The sequence below is a fragment of the Oceanobacillus sp. Castelsardo genome (assembly GCF_001659985.1).
Taxonomy (GTDB): domain Bacteria; phylum Bacillota; class Bacilli; order Bacillales; family Amphibacillaceae; genus Oceanobacillus.
Genome location: NZ_LYCS01000002.1, coordinates 180,236 through 198,271, shown reverse-complemented (window position 1 = coordinate 198,271; position 18,036 = coordinate 180,236). Strand labels below are relative to the sequence as shown.

General features: G+C 35.5%; 19 protein-coding genes. 17 read left to right on the top strand and 2 right to left on the bottom strand.

The features are described from left to right. Positions 1-75: 75 nt before the first annotated feature. The 17 genes from A9178_RS05200 to A9178_RS05120 all read left to right on the top strand — a co-directional run bounded on the left by A9178_RS05200 (position 76) and on the right by A9178_RS05120 (position 16,474). A complete protein-coding gene (locus tag A9178_RS05200) occupies positions 76-429 on the top strand; it encodes a YojF family protein (RefSeq protein ID WP_068673049.1) in 354 nt (117 codons plus the stop codon). 49 nt (positions 430-478) lie between these two features. Beyond that, a complete protein-coding gene (gene bshB2 / locus A9178_RS05195) occupies positions 479-1,144 on the top strand; it encodes a bacillithiol biosynthesis deacetylase BshB2 (RefSeq protein ID WP_068673047.1) in 666 nt (221 codons plus the stop codon). A 190-nt stretch (positions 1,145-1,334) separates the two neighbouring features. Further along, complete coding sequence (gene hprK, locus A9178_RS05190) at positions 1,335-2,273, top strand: HPr(Ser) kinase/phosphatase (protein ID WP_068673044.1); 939 nt, start codon at positions 1,335-1,337, stop codon at positions 2,271-2,273. Positions 2,274-2,286: 13 nt separating this feature from the next. Further along, positions 2,287-3,150 carry a prolipoprotein diacylglyceryl transferase gene (lgt, locus tag A9178_RS05185; protein WP_068673042.1) on the top strand — a complete coding sequence of 288 codons (864 nt, stop codon included), beginning with the start codon at positions 2,287-2,289 and terminating at the stop codon, positions 3,148-3,150. 52 nt (positions 3,151-3,202) lie between these two features. Continuing rightward, on the top strand, positions 3,203-4,150 hold the full coding sequence (locus A9178_RS05180; protein WP_068673041.1) for a nucleoside recognition domain-containing protein: 948 nt from the start codon (positions 3,203-3,205) through the stop codon (positions 4,148-4,150). Further along, entirely contained in the window at positions 4,125-4,763 is a 639-nt protein-coding gene (gene ppaX / locus A9178_RS05175; RefSeq protein ID WP_068673038.1) for a pyrophosphatase PpaX, read from the top strand. The genes A9178_RS05180 and ppaX overlap by 26 nt, the downstream gene beginning before the upstream one ends. After that, entirely contained in the window at positions 4,764-5,285 is a 522-nt protein-coding gene (locus tag A9178_RS05170) for an acyltransferase (protein WP_068673035.1), read from the top strand. 8 nt (positions 5,286-5,293) lie between these two features. Then, positions 5,294-5,839: a glycerol-3-phosphate responsive antiterminator gene (locus A9178_RS05165; protein ID WP_082918096.1), complete on the top strand. Its 546-nt coding sequence runs from the start codon at positions 5,294-5,296 to the stop codon at positions 5,837-5,839. Positions 5,840-6,310: 471 nt separating this feature from the next. After that, positions 6,311-7,123 carry an MIP/aquaporin family protein gene (locus tag A9178_RS05160; RefSeq protein WP_068673033.1) on the top strand — a complete coding sequence of 271 codons (813 nt, stop codon included), beginning with the start codon at positions 6,311-6,313 and terminating at the stop codon, positions 7,121-7,123. Between the two features lie 20 nt (positions 7,124-7,143). Continuing rightward, the gene (gene glpK, locus A9178_RS05155; RefSeq protein WP_068673031.1) at positions 7,144-8,637 is read left to right on the top strand and encodes a glycerol kinase GlpK; all 1,494 of its coding nucleotides are present in this window, start codon (positions 7,144-7,146) and stop codon (positions 8,635-8,637) included. 190 nt (positions 8,638-8,827) lie between these two features. Then, positions 8,828-10,498 carry a glycerol-3-phosphate dehydrogenase/oxidase gene (locus tag A9178_RS05150; RefSeq protein ID WP_068673029.1) on the top strand — a complete coding sequence of 557 codons (1,671 nt, stop codon included), beginning with the start codon at positions 8,828-8,830 and terminating at the stop codon, positions 10,496-10,498. 141 nt (positions 10,499-10,639) lie between these two features. Further along, entirely contained in the window at positions 10,640-11,638 is a 999-nt protein-coding gene (locus A9178_RS05145) for a tetratricopeptide repeat protein (RefSeq protein WP_068673019.1), read from the top strand. A gap of 168 nt (positions 11,639-11,806) precedes the next feature. Further along, positions 11,807-12,760 carry a thioredoxin-disulfide reductase gene (trxB, locus tag A9178_RS05140; protein ID WP_068673017.1) on the top strand — a complete coding sequence of 318 codons (954 nt, stop codon included), beginning with the start codon at positions 11,807-11,809 and terminating at the stop codon, positions 12,758-12,760. A gap of 354 nt (positions 12,761-13,114) precedes the next feature. Further along, positions 13,115-14,002 carry an RNase adapter RapZ gene (gene rapZ, locus A9178_RS05135; RefSeq protein ID WP_068673015.1) on the top strand — a complete coding sequence of 296 codons (888 nt, stop codon included), beginning with the start codon at positions 13,115-13,117 and terminating at the stop codon, positions 14,000-14,002. Between the two features lies 1 nt (position 14,003). Further along, positions 14,004-14,963, top strand: coding sequence for a gluconeogenesis factor YvcK family protein (locus tag A9178_RS05130; protein WP_068673013.1), 960 nt, complete (start codon positions 14,004-14,006; stop codon positions 14,961-14,963). A gap of 64 nt (positions 14,964-15,027) precedes the next feature. After that, complete coding sequence (whiA, locus tag A9178_RS05125) at positions 15,028-15,987, top strand: DNA-binding protein WhiA (RefSeq protein ID WP_068673011.1); 960 nt, start codon at positions 15,028-15,030, stop codon at positions 15,985-15,987. Between the two features lie 232 nt (positions 15,988-16,219). Further along, positions 16,220-16,474 carry an HPr family phosphocarrier protein gene (locus A9178_RS05120; protein WP_068673009.1) on the top strand — a complete coding sequence of 85 codons (255 nt, stop codon included), beginning with the start codon at positions 16,220-16,222 and terminating at the stop codon, positions 16,472-16,474. Positions 16,475-16,520: 46 nt separating this feature from the next. On the opposite strand, the gene clpP is transcribed toward A9178_RS05120, so the two are convergent. Both clpP and A9178_RS05110 read right to left on the bottom strand, forming a co-directional pair. Continuing rightward, positions 16,521-17,108, bottom strand: coding sequence for an ATP-dependent Clp endopeptidase proteolytic subunit ClpP (gene clpP / locus A9178_RS05115; protein WP_068673007.1), 588 nt, complete (start codon positions 17,106-17,108; stop codon positions 16,521-16,523). Between the two features lie 280 nt (positions 17,109-17,388). Next, positions 17,389-17,949 (bottom strand): shikimate kinase, encoded by a 561-nt coding sequence (locus A9178_RS05110; protein ID WP_068673005.1) that lies wholly within the window; start codon positions 17,947-17,949, stop codon positions 17,389-17,391. Positions 17,950-18,036 lie beyond the last annotated feature (87 nt).

Genomic DNA, 18,036 nt, shown 5'->3' with positions numbered 1-18,036 from the left:
ATTGGTCAAACCAAATTTTTGACTGTATTTTGTTCATCCGTTACATTTAAATAGAGAAGAATGGGAGGAACAATAATGAAACCAATTGAATTGGAAAAAGTTCAAAAAATAATTGATGGATTTAAAAATAAAGAAGTATATGTCCATTTAGAAACAACAAATGGCGCATATGCAAGTCATATTAATAAGAAAGCATATAATGTCGGTGCATACATAAGAAATGCGAAAGTTTCCTTTAACCAAGCGAAAATAGTAGGTAATGGAAAATCATATCGCGTCGGTCTTAAAATGGAAATGGGATGGATTTATGCAGAAGGTCTAACTGATTGGACCATTCATGAAGATTCGAAATTATTAATGGCTGGACATGATAGAGAAGGACGTTTAATGGTTTCCCTACAAATAAGTGAAACTCCATTTAGTTATTAAGAGGGTTGTACACGTTATTAAAAATTAATGATAAGGAAGGAACGTTATTATGGAAAAACACGTTGTTGTTATTTATCCACATCCAGATGATGAATCATTTGGAGCAGCGGGAACCATTGCGAAATTTCGAGAAGAAGGTGTTCCTGTTACATACTTATGTGGAACGCTAGGAGAAATGGGGAGAAATATGGGATCCCCTATTTTTGCAAACCGCGAGACATTACCTGATATTAGAAAAAAAGAACTAATCGATGCATGTGAAATTCTAGATATGGATTTAAAAATGTTAGGTTACCGGGATAAAACAATTGAATTTGAAGATCGTAATCAAATTGCTTTAGATTTAAAATCATACTTAGATAAAATAAAGCCTAGCCTAGTCATTACACATTATCCAGACTATGCAGTTCACCCAGATCATAATGCATTAGGGGCTGCTGCTATTGAAGCTGTTCGCCTAATGCCTTCTGAAGATAGACCAATTGTTTGGGCACAAGCTATATCGAATGATTATGAAGAGGTACTAGGAAAACCGGAAATTGAGAATGACATAACAGCTATTTTTGATAAGAAAATGGATGCAATATTAGCGCATGCTTCCCAAGCACAAGGTGTTTTAGGACAACGAAGAGACGAAGCAAGCGGCGATATTGATTTAAAAGAAATTGCAAAGCACAACATGGGAATAGAAAGATTCTATATTTGGAAGTATTAAACCTTAGGAACCTACTTATGTTAGGTTTCTTTTTTGGCAGGTAGGAATGTATAAAATCTTTCCCGTCTGCATAAGCGCAACTAGGGCATTCGCCCGACCTAAAGTGAATACCGAGTTTTCTAATAGTAGTGTATTGCCTACATTTTTTATGCTACAATATTAGCAGTTATTATTGAAGGAGGCTACCTGAATGGGTGCAATAGTACGCACAAAAGATCTATTGGATACTTTTAATCTAACTCTAGTTGCAGGGGCAGATGGTATACATAGAGAAATTATTACAAGCGACATATCACGTCCAGGAATTGAAATGACTGGCTATTTTAAATATTATCCTAAAGAGCGTTTACAGCTAATTGGGAAGACGGAAATGACATATTTTCTAGAATTATCTCCTGAACAAAGAAAAGACCGTGCAGAAAAACTGTGTACAGATATCACTCCCTGTATCGTCATTTCTCGTGGTATGAAGGTTCCAAAGGAGTTAATTGAAGCTGCAGATCATGCGGGAGTACCAATTTTACTTTCACCAAGAAAAACGACAAGAGTTACTAGTCGGTTAACAAACTATTTGGAAGCAAAATTTGCACCATTTACAGCCGTACACGGTGTTTTAGTTGATATTTATGGGGTAGGTGTACTCATTACCGGACAAAGTGGTGTTGGAAAAAGTGAAACTGCACTTGAATTGGTTAAGAGAGGCCACCGTTTAGTTGCAGATGATAGTGTGGAAATCAGACAAGAAGATTATGATACATTAATTGGAACTTCTCCGCCATTAATTGAACATATGCTTGAGATTCGCGGATTGGGAATTATTAATGTCATGACATTATTTGGGGCAGGAGCAGTCCGTAGCTATAAAAAGATTGCTTTATCTGTCAACTTGGAACTTTGGGATAATAAGAAACAGTACGATAGACTTGGCTTGGATGAGGCTAAAATGAGAATTATGGACGTAGATTTGCCTAAGGTAACAATACCAGTACGTCCAGGGCGAAACCTTGCAGTTATTATAGAAGTAGCGGCAATGAATTTCCGATTAAAAAGAATGGGTGTGAATGCTGCAGAGGAGTTTTCAGAACGTTTAACCCAAATGATTGAACATGAAAAAGACTTTATAGATTAAGTGAGGTTAAAAAATGATCTTAACTGCACCATTAGATAGAGTATTTATAGAAATCGGCCCATTAACCATTTATTGGTATGGGGTTATCATTGCAGTAGGTGCTGGCTTAGGACTATGGTTAGCAATGAAAGAAGCGAATCGCCTTCATCTAAATAAAGAGTTGCTAATCGACTTTATTGTTTACGCAGTACCTATAGCAATTATTTGTGCAAGAATTTATTATGTCACATTTGAATGGAATGAACGTTATGCGAGCGGCCCATTTTGGAAAGTGTTTGCAATTTGGGAAGGTGGTATAGCTATTCATGGTGCCATTATTGGAGGAGTATTAACGGCTATCGTTTTTTCACGTGTAAGGAAAATACCTTTTTGGCAATTGGCTGATATTGTGGCTCCGAGTTTGATTCTGGCCCAGGCAATTGGACGTTGGGGAAATTTTATGAACCAAGAAGCCCATGGTGGTCCTCTACCAGAAGGTTCCATTATTTATGATATTGTCCCGGATTTTATTATAAATCAAATGACCATTAACGGGATTACTTATCATCCAACGTTTTTATATGAATCATTGTGGAATATTTTAATCTTTGTTTTGCTTATTATCTTAAGAAGATACAATCCATTACGTGGGGAGGTATTCTTAACGTACGTGATAGGCTATTCGATTGGGCGCTATTTTATCGAGGGTATGAGAACCGATAGTCTATATTTTATTGGTGAATTAAGGACAGCCCAATTAGTTTCAATCATTGCTATTGTTGCTGCAATTATATTGATTATTTATCGACGTAAAACCACAACAATCAGATATAATGATATTCCGAATAATAAAAAGAAAAAAGGGAAAAAATCTCAACCAAAAAAGAAGAAAAAATAAATAGAAAATTATCATATGGGTGAGTTAAGAAAAAGATAAAGGGGATTACGCTATGACAGGTGTTTTAAAACGTGGTTTTAAACAAGGGTTAATAACCGGATGGACACTTGGAAAAGTAATTTTTCCAGTTACATTAATAGTTACCATTTTACAGTTTACTCCTTTACTACCATGGCTAATCAATGTGCTAGAGCCCGTAATGGGATTGATTGGTTTATCAGGGGAAGCTGCAGTACCATTAGTCTTAGGAAATTTTTTAAATCTGTATGCAGCTATTGGTGCCATTATTTCATTTGACTTTACTGTAAAAGAAGTATTTATTATGGCTATGATGCTTTCTTTCTCCCATAATCTATTTATTGAATCCGCTGTAGCCACGAGAGTTGGTGTAAAATGGTGGATTATTATTAGTGTTCGAGTAGGTTTAGCAATATTTTCCGCAGTTATCATAAACTTGTTTTGGAATGGTGGAACCGAAGCTGCACAATATGGATTTATTGCTGCACAAGAAATGCCTAATGGATGGGGCGAAATTATCTTCCATGGTATACAGACTGCAATATTAGCAATTATTCAATTAGCTGCAATCGTAATACCTTTAATGATTTTCACTCAAATATTGCGGGAAAAAGGATGGTTAAATAAATTATCCAACGCTTTTGCTCCATTCATGAAAGTGCTTGGAATGAACAAGAATACATCGATGACAATGGTAGCGGGATTAACAGTAGGCTTAGCATATGGAGCGGGTCTAATGATTCAAGCGGTGAAAGAAGATGGGGTATCTAAGAAGGATATGTATTTGGCCATTATTTTTCTTGTTTCATGTCATGCTGTAATAGAAGATACCTTAATTTTTATCCCATTAGGCATCCCGGTTTGGCCATTATTATTAATTCGATTAATTACAGCAATCATTCTAACAGCATCTATAGCTGTAGTTGTGAATAAATATGCTGGAAAGGATAGAGAAAATGAGCATACGTACAATACTATTTGATTTAGATGGAACATTAATTGATACAAATGAATTAATCATCGCTTCTTTTGAACATACATTTAACCATTATAACTTACCATATACAAGAGAGGAAATTATAGAATTTAATGGCCCACCGTTAATGGAAACTTTTTCAAACATAGATAAAAATCGTACGGAAGAAATGATAGATGTTTATCGGAAACATAATTTAAGGGAACACGATCATTATGTAAAAGCTTTTCCTAATGTAGTAGAAGTATTAGATATACTTAAAGAAAAAGGAATTCAGCTAGGAATCGTGACGACGAAAATGAATGATAGCGTCCATCGCGGACTTAGTATAGCGGGAATAGAAAATTATTTCGGTACGATTGTAACACTTGATGATGTTAAACACTCTAAACCACATCCTGAACCCGTGATGAAGGCGATGAAACAATTAGATGCAGAATCAGCGACAACATTAATGGTTGGGGATAACTCTCATGACATTGAAGCGGGTCAAAATGCAGGAGTGAAAACTGCAGGAGTGGCATGGTCTTTTAAGGGAAAAGAGCGATTAATGAAATATAATCCAACTTATATGTTAGAAGACATGCGTGATTTGTTAAAAATCGTAGGAGTCGAATAAATGCGAAAAACAAAGCGATATCCAGTACAAAATTCAAATTCTTTATGGCAAATATATCAAACAATCTCATTCTTTACAGTATTTAAAAATACGATTGTCATTATTATTGGCAGATATACTCCATTTATGCGTTTAAAGAACTGGATGTACCGCACGTTTTTGCATATGAAAATTGGCGATAAAACGGCCTTTGCCTTTATGGTTGTTCCGGATATTATGTACCCGGAAAAAATAACCGTTGGGAATAACAGCATCATTGGCTATAATACAACGATATTAGCCCATGAATACTTGATTGATGAATACCGTATAGGAGAAGTGAAGATTGGCGATGAAGTAATGATCGGAGCGAACTCCACCATTTTACCTGGAATCACCATCGGAAATCGGGCGATTGTTTCGGCGGGAACACTTGTACATAAAGATGTTCCCCCAGGTGTATTAGTTGGTGGAAATCCAATGAGAATTATCTACACAAAAGATCAAATGGAAAAAAGAAAAATTGGCAATAAAGAAGAGTAGGTGAAAAATTGGAAATTCCTACTGGTATTTTACCAGCAGTAAGAAGAATGAAAGAATTTGAATTAGCCCTTGAGACACCATATGACACAGTTGTTTTTTTGGAAACTAGAATTAGTCAATTGAAAAGTATGATTCGTTATGCGAAACAGGAAAATAAAAATGTACTTGTACATTTTGACTTAATCCATGGCCTAAAGTCAGATGATTATGGAATGGAATTCTTGGTACATGAAATGAAACCAGATGGTATTTTATCTACTAGGGGAAATGTGGTTACGTTAGCAAAAAAACATAAATTACTAGCGATTCAACGTATGTTTTTGTTAGATAGTATCGCACTTGAAAATAATTTGAAATTGATTGATCGAATAAAACCCGATTGTGTTGAGGTGCTCCCAGGCATTATGCCAACCATTATAAAACAGGTTTATGAAAAAACAAATCTCCCAATCATAGCAGGAGGGTTAATAACAAACACAGATGATGTTAATAATGCATTTGATGCAGGGGCAATAGCTGTTTCTACTTCAAGAAAGAATTTATGGTATTCGTAATTACGAGTGATTACAGTTCTCTAGTTGTTAACTTGACATTTCATTGTAGTTTAGTAAATTATAAACACCTTGTTAATAACCCCAGGAACAGCCACGTCCGGCTCCAGCGCCCACCGACTAGCGAGAGAACGAGTGGTTGCGCTTTTGTTCTTGACAACGTTTTCAGCGTATAGTAATATTTAACCACAAGTTAATGATGTGACGGAGAATTGGAGTCCACACTTTTATTGTACTTTTTGTAAAAAAGGGTATGAATAATTAGTGTGGGCTTTTTTTCTATTTAGGAAATATAAAATTTAGCAAGAAGTGGGTCCAACACAGTTAAAATTTGAACGTCCCGGGTAAAAACGAAAGAATTTTTAAGTTAAATTTTTATATATTCTAATCTCCATAAGAAAAACGAACGGATGCAGTTTTTCTTATTAAATAACTTGCTTACAATTCATCAAGAGAAATGGAGGAGTGTTAGAGATGTCAGAATTTCTAGCTGAACTTATAGGAACAATGATACTTATCATTTTTGGTGGCGGTGTTGTAGGTGGTGTAGTATTAAAAAAGACGAAAGCTGAGAATTCAGGTTGGGTTGTTATTACTATTGGCTGGGGTCTTGCTGTAACAATGGGGGTATATGCGGTAGGTAGTTTTACTGGTGCTCATATTAATCCTGCAGTAACGCTGGGTTTTGCGGCGGCTGGTGAATTCCCGTGGGCAAAAGTCCCACTTTATATTACAGCACAGCTCATAGGTGCATTTATTGGAGCAGTCATTGTTTTCCTTAATTATTTGCCACATTGGAAGGAAACAAAAGATAAAGGGGCAAAATTAGGTGTTTTCGCCACGGATCCAGCAATACGAAGTCCACTATCCAATTTAGTTAGCGAAATTATTGGTACATTTGTCTTGTTGATGGGACTTATGTTTATCGGTGCAAATGAGTTTACAGAAGGACTTAATCCGATTATTGTTGGTGCTTTAATTGTAGCAATCGGTATGTCGTTAGGTGGTACAACAGGATATGCAATTAATCCAGCTCGTGACCTAGGACCGAGAATTGCTCATGCAGTTCTACCAATCCCGAGGAAAGGTAAATCGAATTGGGGATATGCTTGGATTCCCATCATTGGTCCAATAATTGGTGGGGTATATGGTGCTTTATTCTATAATGCGATATTTTTAGCGAAGTTTTCCGTGATGTTCTGGATACTAAGTGGTATGATAATTTTAATATTTATAGGTGCGGTGAGTACTGAATTGAAAAGGAAAGACATCGTATCAGAAACATGAATTAGTTAGGAGTGTTGAAAATGAGTGAGAAATTTATTTTATCATTGGATCAAGGTACGACAAGTTCGCGTGCAATATTGTTTAATCATAATGGAGAAATAGTTCAGACAGCAAAAAGAGAGTTTGAACAATTTTTTCCGCATCCTGGTTGGGTTGAGCATGATGCTAATGAGATTTGGACAAGTATTTTAGCATGTATTTCTGACGTATTACGAAAAGCAGATGTGGAAGCCTCAAAAATTGCGGGCATTGGAATTACGAACCAAAGAGAAACTGCAGTTGTATGGGATAAGAAGACAGGCAAACCAATTTATCATGCAATAGTTTGGCAATCACGACAAACAGAAGATATTTGTAAAGAGTTAGCTGATCAGGGCTATCATGATATCATCCGGGAAAAAACAGGGTTATTAATCGACCCATATTTTTCTGGCACAAAAGTAAAATGGATTCTTGATCATGTGGATGGTGCGAGAGAAAAGGCTAAAAATAATGAGCTGTTATTTGGTACGATTGATACTTGGCTTGTTTATAAGCTTTCTGGAGGAAAAGCACATGTAACTGATTATTCTAATGCTTCAAGAACCTTAATGTATAATATTCATGAATTGAAATGGGATGAGGAATTACTGGACATTTTATCCGTTCCAGAAAGCATGTTACCTGAAGTACGTCCGTCCTCTGAAATCTATGCGAAAACAGTGGATTATCATTTCTTTGGACATGAGGTACCAATAGCAGGAATTGCCGGTGATCAACATGCTGCCTTGTTTGGCCAAGCATGCTTTGAGAAAGGTATGACAAAAAATACGTATGGTACAGGTTGTTTCATGTTAATGAATACAGGTGAAAAAGCTGTCGGTTCTAAAAAAGGGCTATTAACAACCATTGCATGGGGATTGGATGGTAAGGTTGAATATGCGTTAGAGGGTAGCATTTTTGTTGCGGGTTCTGCCATACAATGGTTACGAGATGGATTAAGAATGATTAACTCTAGTTCTGAAAGTGAAGACTTTGCATCAAAAGTTGACTCTACAGATGGTGTTTACATGGTTCCGGCATTCGTCGGACTTGGTACTCCATACTGGGATAGTAATGCAAGGGGTGCTGTATTTGGGTTAACTCGCGGAACAACCAAGGAACATTTCATTCGTGCTACTTTAGAGTCCTTAGCATATCAGACAAGAGATGTTTTAAATGCTATGATTTCAGATTCTGGTGTAGAATTAAAGACACTAAGAGTGGATGGCGGTGTTGTTAAGAATAATTTGTTAATGCAATTCCAAAGTGATATTTTAGGTGCTCAAGTAGAACGTCCGGCTATAAAGGAAACAACGGCACTGGGAGTAGCATATCTTGCTGGTTTAGCTGTTGGGTTTTGGAGTGGCAAAGAAGAAATTGCAAAACAATGGAAGAATGAACACACATTTACGAATCAAATGAATGAGGAAGATAGGGAAAAATTGTATGATGGATGGAAAAAAGCAGTTGAAGCAACGAGGGTATTTAAGTAAGTAGGCTGTTTTCTATGAAACCTGTTGAAAGATTTACTACCGAGTGCTATAATAGGTATTAAGTTAATAATCTGCTCGGAGAAATGGAGAACCGCACTCAACTAATGCAAAATGGCATTAGTCTGTTTGCGGTTCTTTTTTTGAGTAGATTTTTTCAAAAAGGGTATGCTACCTATAAGGAGTGTAGGACATGAATAATTTTTCAAGCTATAAACGTAATGATATATTTGATACTTTAAAAAAGGAAAAATTAGATTTATTAGTAATTGGCGGTGGGATTACAGGCGCTGGAATTTCATTGGATGCTGTAACAAGGGGACTTAAAACAGGACTAGTTGAGATGCAAGATTTTGCTGCTGGTACTTCAAGTCGATCCACCAAACTTGTTCATGGTGGTCTTCGTTATTTAAAACAATTTGAAATTAAAATTGTAGCAGAAGTAGGGCAAGAAAGGGCCATCGTATATGAAAATGGGCCACATGTAACTACACCTGAATGGATGATGCTACCATTCCATAAGGGTGGTACATTTGGTCCGTTTACAACAAATATAGGTCTTCGTGTTTATGACTTTCTTGCAAAAGTGAAAAAGACAGAGCGTCGAAAAATGTTTAGTGTTGAAGAAGCATTAAGAAAAGAGCCGTTAGTTAAAGATCAAGGACTAAAAGGTGCAGGGTATTATGTTGAATATAAGACAGATGATGCCAGGTTAACCATTGAAGTGATGAAAAAAGCAGTAGAAAAAGGAGTCCCTGCCATAAACTATGCCAAAGTAGTCGAACTTCTTTATAACGAAACCCATAAAGTGGTCGGTGTAGTTGTAGAAGACCAAATTACCGGTGAAAAACATAAGGTGTATGCTAAAAAGATAATTAATGCAGGTGGACCTTGGGTAGATGATCTGAGAGAAATGGACGGGTCTAAAAAGGGAAAAGCACTTCATTTAACAAAAGGTGTACACTTGGTCATTTCACAAGAAGCTTTTCCGTTGAAACAGGCTATATATTTTGACACGCCTGATGGTCGGATGGTTTTTGCAATACCGCGTGAAAATAAAACGTATGTCGGAACAACGGATACAACTTACAAGGGCGATATTGCACATCCACAAATGACTGAAAAAGATCGTGATTATTTATTAAAAGCGATAAACTATATGTTCCCTTCAGTGAATTTAGGACCAAACGACGTTGAATCAAGTTGGGCGGGACTACGACCGTTAATTGCTGAAGAGGGTAAAGGCGATAATCCGAGCGAAATCTCTAGAAAAGATGAGATTTTTGTATCCGACTCTGGACTTATATCCATGGCTGGTGGTAAATTAACTGGTTATCGGAAAATGGCAGAACAAGCTGTAAATACTGTAGTTAAGCAACTAAAAGAAGAAGAAGGAATTCTCTATATGGAATCAAATACGGAACATTTACCAATCTCCGGTGGGGATACAGGCGGTTCCAAAGGATTTGAACGCTTTAAAGAACAAAAAGTGGGAGAAGGAATTCGTTTAGGTTTAGATAAAGAAACATCTCTAAAACTTATTCAAAAATATGGTTCAAACGTAGATACGGTATTTAATATCTATCAGAACTGTCTGGAGGAAGCGAAGAAGGAAAATATTGAACCTGATGTGTTAGCGATGCTATCGTATGCCATCGAGCATGAGTTAGTTTATAAGCCTGTTGACTTTTTTATCCGAAGAACAGGTGCGTTATTCTTTGATATAAATTGGGTCCATCAACATAAAGAAACAGTCATCAATTATATGGAAAAAGTTCTAAAATGGAGTAAGCAACAAAAAGAAGATTACACCAAAGAATTAGACCAATTACTTTATGAAGCTGTACACCCAATCAAGGAATAATGTTCCCTAAATAGAATCGAATACTTAAGGGCAGCCGTTTTTATGGCTGTCCTTTTAAATTTTTATCCAAGAAATAGGTATATATTTAGGAGGTTATATATGATATAATTTTTTCGTATGTAAGAAAATAGGGGGATACACATGTCACATGTAACGAATAAAGAAGAAAATAAAGTAAATAATATTGTCCCTTATATTCCAGATGGTGATTTTTATTTTACAAAAGGTGTTGAGGCATTCCGTAATCGGAAATTTGATATTGCTTTGAAATGGATGAAAAAGGCTGTGGAACAAAAGCCAAATGAACCACTATACCAATGTCAAATGTCTATTATATATACAGAGATTGGTGCATACCATGCAGCCAATCAATTATTAACGAACGTATTACAATCAAGTGATTACATTGACTGTTATTATTTAATTGCTAATAATTATGCACATCTTGGTCTATTAAATGATGCGAAAAAATATGCAACTTCATATCTTGATAAAGAACCAGATGGCGATTTCAGTGATGATGCCAAACAGTTGTTAGAGTTAATTGAAATTGATGATGAAGAATTGGATGAATTTGATCTAGAAGATGAGGATGAGCTTCTTATTTATCAAGAAACTGCCTTTTTTCATATGGAAAAGATGGAATGGGAAAAAGCGTTACCGGTAATAGAAAAAATGATTGAACTATTTCCGAATCATGAAAATCCTAAACACGACTATACACAAGCATTATTCTTTTCTGGTAGAAAGGAAGATGCTTTAGGGAAGGAATTAGAACAATTTGATGAATACCCAAATTCATTATATAGCCTAACGAATTTAGCTATCTTTTATTATGAATTAGGTGAAAAGGAAAAAAGTGATCGTTTTATTCAAGCTATAAGTAATGTATATCCAATACATGAACAGCAAAAACTAAAAATAGCGGTGACGTTAGCTCGTACTGCAAATTATGAAGAAGCACACCTTCGATTCCGTTCAATGACAAAAGGAAAAGTGAAAAATCATTCCTCTTATTATCGCTGGTATAGTAGAACCGCTTACCATCTTGGTGAGACGTCCAAAGCCTTAGAATTATGGAAAGAAGGATGTAACTTACATCCCCATTTAGCAAAAGAAAAAGGGCCTTGGGATTCTTAAAAACTTTGATTCGAACCGAAAAAAGTCAATGAGCAGAATATTAGACGTACTGCGTTTATTTTAATAAGCTAGAGATGACTTAAAGTGCATGTTCAAAAAGTAGGATGTCATTTTTATCGGACTTTTTGAACACTCTCTAAAATAAATAGGATTAAAGGGGCGAATAAAATGTCCGATGAACGTATGTATGATGTAATTATCGCAGGTGCAGGTCCAGCTGGTATGACTGCTGCTGTTTATGCCTCACGTGCAAACTTATCAACACTTATGATTGAACGAGGAATTCCTGGTGGACAAATGGCTAATACGGAAGATGTCGAAAATTATCCAGGATATGACCATATTTTAGGACCAGATTTATCGAACAAAATGTTTGATCACTCTAAAAAATTCGGTGCAGAATATGCGTATGGAGATATAAAAGAAATAATTAATGAGGCTGACTATAAAATAGTTAAAGCTGGCGATAAGGAATATAAGACCAAAGCAATAATCATCGCAACAGGCGCAGAATATAAAAAGCTTGGTGTCGATGGTGAGGATGAATTAACTGGCCGTGGTGTTTCTTATTGTGCGGTTTGTGATGGTGCGTTTTTTAAAGAAAGGGAACTAGTTGTAGTCGGTGGTGGTGATTCAGCGGTTGAAGAAGGTGTTTACTTGACACGCTTCGCTAATAAAGTTACAATTATTCACCGTCGTGACGAATTAAGAGCACAAAAAATCCTTCAAAACCGCGCATTTGACAATGAGAAAATTGACTTCATTTGGGATAGTGTTGTGAAGAAAATTAATGGTCCTGAAGGTAAAGTGAGTAGTGTTACGTTAGAAAACACAAAAACTGGTGAAGTAACAGAATTTCCAGCTGATGGAGCATTTATCTACATCGGTATGGTTCCATTGAGTTCACCATTTGCTTCATTAGGGATTACAAATGATGAAGGATATATTCCAACAAATGAAAATATGGAAACGAATGTCCCAGGAATCTTTGCTGCTGGTGATATTCGAGAAAAGCAACTTAGACAAATTGTAACAGCTACCGGTGATGGAAGTATTGCTGCAGAATCGGCTATTAAATATATTGAAGAATGGCAAGAAAAATCAAAAGTCTCTAATTCATAAAAGTTAGTGATTTTTACGTAGTTTTAATCCTGCTGTAACACGGGTGAAATAAAGAAGGGGTACAATAAAAGTAACTAATTGACCCCCTTTTATAAATAGATTAGTTACTAGGCACAGGTATAGAAACCTGTGCTTTTTTTGTTCTTTTTTGGCAGCTACATAAATATGATTGCAACAAGTTTCTGCATCAAATAATTAATATTGTCAAAACTAGGCAAAACAAAAATTCTACTGTCATGGAAGTTTAGTATTATTCATAGTATAATGTGTAAGGAAGACTAATTATCTTATGAAAAATACATTGTAATGATATACAATCCTTCCATTTAGGTGTTTTTAAAGGGGAGATATAGGATGAGCGATAAAAATACAGAAACAAAATTAGTTATTATTACTGGCATGTCAGGCGCTGGTAAAACAGTAGCTGTACAGAGCTTTGAAGATTTAGGATATTACTGTGTAGATAATTTGCCCCCTACTTTATTACCAAAGTTTCTTGAATTAATGAAGGATTCTGCTAATACGATACAAAAAGTTGCAGTTGTCATGGATTTAAGGGGACGGGAATTTTTTGACTTCTTATTTGATGCATTGGAAACTTTAGGAAAAGAAAAATGGTTAGATGATCATATTCTATTTCTTGATGCGAAAGATGAAAAGTTAGTGAGTAGGTACAAAGAAACAAGACGTTCCCATCCGCTTGATCCTGGTGGTTTACCGCTTAATGGTATTAGACAGGAACGAGACATTTTAGATCTACTCCGTGGTAGAGCCCAACGAATTATTGATACAACCAATTTAAAACCGAGAGAATTAAGAGAAAAGATTATTAATATATATTCTGAAGAAGAACAAGAAATTTTCTCTGTACACATGGTTTCTTTTGGATTTAAACATGGGATTCCAATTGACGCGGATCTTGTATTTGATGTGAGATTCTTACCAAATCCACATTATGTGGGTAATTTACAACCGTTAACTGGGTTGAATCAAGAAGTTTCTTCATACGTATTTAAGTGGTCTGAGACCCAAACATTTATCGAGAAAGTTTTAGATTTATTACGATTTATGCTCCCACAATATAAAAAGGAAGGAAAAACTCAATTAGTCATAGGTATCGGTTGTACAGGTGGACAACATCGTTCTGTAGCATTAGCTGAATACTTTGGTAAAGAACTTTCTTCTAACTATATTACACATGTAAGTCATCGCGATATTGATAAAAGAAAGGGAAACTCCTAACATGGTGAAGAAAAAGCAGCCGCGTGTAGTTGTCATTGGGGGCGGAACTGGTATGCCGGTTCTTTTAAGAGGTCTAAAAAATTTACCAATTGATCTTACGGCACTAGTTACTGTGGCTGATGACGGCGGTAGCACAGGAAGAATTCGAAGCGAAATGGCAATTCCTGCTCCAGGTGATATAAGAAATGTAATTGCAGCACTGTCTGATGCGGAGCCTATGTTACTTGATCTCTTTCAACATCGATTTTCTGTAGGTAATGGTTTGTCAGGTCATTCACTAGGAAATTTACTCTTAGCTGCAATGACCTCTATTACTGGGGATTTTTATGATGGAATACAGGAAATTTCGAGAGTACTTAATGTAAAGGGAAATATATACCCTATTTCCGATCAAAATATGACATTACATGCTAGGTTCACAGATGGGACATATGTATTTGGGGAATCCAATATTCCTAAAGCAAATAAAAAAATTGAACGTGTGTTTTTAGAACCACAGCCGATAAAGCCATTACCTAATGCGGTACATGCAATAGAGAATGCGGACTTAGTCATTATTTCCCCGGGGAGTTTATTTACTAGTATTCTGCCTAATTTAATAATCCCTCAAATTGATGTAGCATTAAGGAAAACGCAAGGGAAAGTTGTCTATATTTGTAACGTAATGACACAACCGGGAGAGACAACTGGTTTTACTGCTTCTGACCATATTCAGGCTATCCAGAATCATATTGGTACTGGATGTGTGGACTCCATTGTTGTTCATAACGAACCTATCGAACAATCAATTCGTGCAATTTATGCAGAGGAAAACGCCGAACCAGTCATTTATGATATTGAAAAATTGGTCGATATGGGATTAGAGATAATTGAGGGAGATATTATTAATCATTCTAATAAGACCGTAAGACATGATAAAAAGAAAATTGCAAATTTATTATTTTCAATCATCGACAAATAATAGGTGTATAGCGCGGGTTCACCGCGCTTTTTGAACAGCTTGTAAGGGAAGGGAGGGGATTACGATGTCCTTTGCTTCAGAAATAAAGAAAGAACTAACAGGGCTAGAAGTTGATGAATGTTGTAAACATGCTGAATTAACTGCATTAATTCGAATGAACGGTGTTATTTCTGTCAATAGATTACAATACGCGTTAGATGTTCAAACTGAAAATGCTGCAATCGCTCGTAGAATATATACACTCATCAAAGCAAATTATGATCCACCAGTGGAGCTACTTGTTAGAAAGAAAATGAAGCTTAAAAAAAATAATGTTTACATTGTTCGTTTAAAGGAGAAGGTACGTGAATTTTTAACTGAATTAGGAATTATAAAAGATTCATATACTGTTGTAAGAACTATATCTGATAAATATTTATCTAGGTCATGTTGTAAACGTGCCTATTTACGAGGAGCATTTTTGGCTGGTGGTTCCATTAATAATCCAGAAACATCCTCTTACCATTTGGAGATTTTTAATAACTATGAGGACCATAATAATGAACTTTGCGAATTGCTTAATTCATATGGTTTACGTGCCAGAACGTTGGAGCGTAAAAAAGGTTATATTGTCTATATGAAAGAGGCGGAAAAAATTACTGAGTTTCTAGGCATAATTGGTGCGCATAATGCATTATTTAAATTTGAGGATGTTCGAATTGTGAGGGATATGCGAAATTCTGTTAATCGATTGGTGAATTGTGAAACGGCGAATTTAAATAAAACAATCGGAGCGGCTTTTCGTCAAATAGAAAATATTAAACTTATAGAAAATACGGTTGGTTTGGATAAACTACCAGAAAAACTACAAGAGATTGCTCAATTACGGGTAGAACACCAAGATGTGTCGTTAAAAGAATTAGGTGAATTAGTAGGAAGCGGTAAAATTTCAAAATCTGGTGTAAACCACCGTCTTAAAAAGATAGATGAGTTTGCAGAAAAGATTAAGCAAGGTGAATTTGTTTTAGCAGATAAGAAGGCATAGAACTTACTTGTCCTGCATAATTACAACGAGAGCATTTACCAGAACCATACAAATTCGCTTTTTCTAATAATTGTAAAGTTAAAAGGGGATATTTTCCTTTTAGCTTTACATATGATATAATACAGGTAATTTACAGAATAAAAATGTAATTTTTAGATAATCGATTTAAAGATATTTCATATTATTAAAGAAAATTAATGTTAGCGCTTACTTATTTGGGAGGATGAGAAGATTGATTGAGAAACAGATAAAGGTAGAAATAGAATCCGGTTTACAGGCAAGGCCAGCGGCACAATTTGTTCAAGAAGCAAACCGCTATGCAGCACATTTATTTTTAGAGAAAGACAGTAAGAAAGTGAATGCAAAAAGTATAATGGGGCTAATGAGTTTAGCTGTTGCTTATGGGGAAGAAATTAAACTAATTGCGGATGGTCCTGATGAAGAAAATGCAATTGATCATTTATGTGAATTTGTTTCCAAAAAATAAAATATAAAAACTCCCTTTCAACTTTTTTGAAAGGGAGTTTTTATTATTATTCTGGTTTACGTTCTAAAATTTTATCGATTAATCCATATTCAACTGATTGTGGAGCAGTCAGGAAGTTATCACGTTCTGTATCGCGTTCTACTACTTCTAGAGGCTGTCCTGTTTTTTCAGCAAGGATTTCATTCATGCGTTTCTTGATTTCGATAATACGTCTTGCGTGAATTTCAATGTCGGTTGCTTGACCTTGTGCTCCGCCTAATGGTTGGTGAATCATAATTTCACTATTTGGTAGGGCATATCGTTTCCCTTTTTCACCAGCTGCAAGTAGAAATGCTCCCATAGATGCAGCCATACCAATACAAATAGTAGATACATTTGGTTTAATAAAGTTCATCGTATCATAAATTGCCATCCCAGCAGTGATAGAACCACCTGGTGAGTTAATGTATAATGAAATATCTTTCTCTGGATCTTCTGCTTCTAAGAATAATAATTGTGCAACAATAGAGTTTGATACATTATCATCGATTCCGCTTCCTAGTAAAATGATACGGTCTTTCAATAAGCGTGAGTAAATATCATAGGCACGTTCACCACGATTAGTTTGTTCAATAACTGTAGGTACTAAATTCATAGTTAATCCTCCCTTAATAACAAAAGTTTAGCCAAAATGTTATATTTCCATAATAGCTCAATGGTCAATGAAGGTCAAACAAAAACGTTCGACAAGTTGGGTACATTTTCCATCTTTCCCATAATTTTATATAATAAACCAAAAGAGTATGTTAATTACAAAGAATTTTGGGAGGTTATAATCCCGTTGCGCCCTCGTGATTAAGACATTAAGGTATATATATTTATTGTTTTCATAAAAAAAGAAAGTATATTTCTACTTTCTTTCCTTAAATTATGAATTAACGATTTGGTTCATAAATGTCCCAAGCTGTTTTTAATGAGGATACGATATAATTTGCTATTTCTTCAACATCTTGATTGTCTGTTGTTACCTTGGAGTGATGTTCTTCATAGATTGGTTGTCTTTTGTCAAACAGTTGTTTCATTTCTTCATAATTTTTCCCTTGAAGAACTGGTCGGCTATCAATAATCATACTAATCCGTTCTTTCCATGATTCCCAGGATAATGAAAGATAGAAAACGATGGAATTAGATAAGCATGCCTCTTTAATCTCATCTTGTAAAAACGCTCCACCACCAAGTGAAATAACCTTGAGTCTTTGATTTTTACAAAGATTTTGAATGGTTTCTTTCTCTTTTTCACGAAATGTTTTTTCACCAAATACCTTGAATATTTGAGAGGTAGGCATGTTAAATTCTTTTTCGATTACGTCGTCTATATCAATGAAGTCTCGATAAAGTTTTCTTGCAACGGCTTTGCCAATGGTGGTTTTGCCTGCTCCCATAAATCCGATAAGCACAATATTTTGTTCCCTAAGAGATATATTGTTTAATCCCATTTCAATCCTCTTCCTCTTTGATAAGTTAAAGATATTATAATGTAAATTCTTAATTTTGTAAAAGAGACTAAGCACAGAACAAAAAAT